General features: G+C 34.7%; 2 protein-coding genes. One reads left to right on the top strand and one right to left on the bottom strand.

Annotated features, from left to right (window positions below; genetic code table 11):
- Positions 1 to 131: 131 nt before the first annotated feature.
- Complete coding sequence (locus VIM70_RS04875; RefSeq protein ID WP_331944609.1) at positions 132 to 566, bottom strand: hypothetical protein; 435 nt, start codon at positions 564 to 566, stop codon at positions 132 to 134.
- Between the two features lie 733 nt (positions 567 to 1,299).
- On the opposite strand from VIM70_RS04875, the gene VIM70_RS04870 reads away from it, so the two are divergent.
- The gene (locus VIM70_RS04870) at positions 1,300 to 1,629 is read left to right on the top strand and encodes a PadR family transcriptional regulator (protein WP_331944608.1); all 330 of its coding nucleotides are present in this window, start codon (positions 1,300 to 1,302) and stop codon (positions 1,627 to 1,629) included.
- Positions 1,630 to 1,973 lie beyond the last annotated feature (344 nt).

Below are 1,973 nucleotides of genomic sequence, written 5' to 3'. Positions count from 1 at the left end.
TTTCGAGAATTAGATCTTCCTTATACTCAATTTGAAGAACAGGGTTTAGGTTTAGCGGTCATTGAGGTAAGTTGTCGCTATCGCAAACCTTCACATTATGATGATGACCTCGTTATTATTACTGGGTTAGATCAAATGTCGCTTTGATAAAGAAAGATAATAGGAACATTGCTTAATAACAATAGAAAAAGCCCGAAATTATTCATACTATTCATCGTGTAAAGGCCAAATCTTTGAAAAATAAATGGACTAATGATAAATGCTTGAAATGCATCCATAATAATATTTGCTCCAAAAAATAACCAGGCATTTGAGTAAGTAAAATAGAATACAAGAATTGTGGTGACGGGAAGAAGACCATAATTAAATGATGAAATATTTTTAAGAAAAAATACATTATTTGTAACATCCCACCAATGCCATACTTCTGCCATTTGCCAGTAAATCGTAGTCAAAAATATAGTAAAGAATGCAACCGATGAAAAGTGTCTTATCCTTTTTGAATCTAATGGTATAAGTAAAAACCAAGGTGCGATAAGTAATAACCATAATAATAATTGTCCCAATGTATTTTACCCCACTATCTTTTTGATTAATATCTGTTGATATTAATAACCTATACATTGAAAATTATGCATTCTCAAATGTGTGAGGGTTAGGAGAAGAAACGACAGACAATCAAAAAGTATATTCTTTTTTGTAAGATACTGGACACCTTATCCCGTCAATGGATTGGACATTAAGGTGTAGTAAAAAACAATTTATCCAAAGATAATAAAAGTGTTCCATAATAGTAAAAAACAGTGTTTGGTCCTTTATGATAGTGGCTGCCCAAGCCGCGATAAAACATCCAGTGAAATAGTATAGACATAGCTTTCTAAGCCTTATATATCAAGGCTTAGAGGATATACGTACAAAATAAAGTAGGGTACTGTCTTTTAGTGATTTTAAGAGACAGTACCCTATTTTCAAGCTGTTCCATTTTAGGAATCTAAGTGTGAATTTGGGTGTGATTTCTAAAAGCATGCAGTTTGGATAACCGCCAACTTTAGTAGCTATAATGGCTATTAGTGTTGGCGGCTTTTTTTGTGTATTCCCTGGAAGTGGCGTTTGTACTCAAGTCTGGATTGTCCTCAATTCTGACGATTTGGGAGGGGAAGTCGTCGTGCTGGCACAGGAAGTGGTATTAATTCTTTTTATCAAATTAGCAAATCAGCAAATCAGAATAGTATAGCGTCAATAGTATTACCTTGACAGTCGTGGTATTACGATATATATTTTAACTATGGAGGTGAGACTGTGGTCGATAATAAAATCTCCTCGGATTTACTCAGAGGGCATACAGATACGATTATTTTGAAGTTGTTGATGAGCGGTGATAAATATGGGTATGAAATATCGAAATTGATACATTCAAACTCTAATGGTGAGTATGAACTTAAGGAGTCTACTATGTTTTCGAGCCTGAAGAGGATGGAGAATGACGGTAATGTAACTTCATATTGGGGTGATGAGACCCAGGGTGGAAGAAGGAAGTACTATAGGATTACAGAAAAAGGGAAAGGGACTTATTTTGAAAACAAAAAAAATTGGAAAAACGCTAAGCGTATTCTAGACCAATTACTATAAGAGAAAGGTGGTAATAAGTCTGAAACACATCTCAAAAACCCATATTAGTTCTAGAGCATAGGCAAACAAGCCATCAAGAGATGATCTAAAATTAAGTTAAGATACTGAGTCAGGCTGAATTTTTAAAGGTTTTGTGGACGTCAATGCCACAACAAATTTGATAGACAATTTTCAAAGCCATAGGAGAATCTCCTTTCATAGATTTGAAGGGATAGACAGCATTGACTGATTGCCTAGCTATAAACGAGTAATGTTCATACAAAGATAAGTCTGCGTGCTCAAAGTCACACTTATTTGTGCTTGGAAAGGCAATCTACACATATAACAATGCGGTCACTCCGTGT

Source organism: Clostridium sp., assembly GCF_036569345.1.
Taxonomy (GTDB): domain Bacteria; phylum Bacillota; class Clostridia; order Clostridiales; family Clostridiaceae; genus Clostridium_AD.
This window is presented reverse-complemented; position numbering and strand designations above follow the sequence as displayed.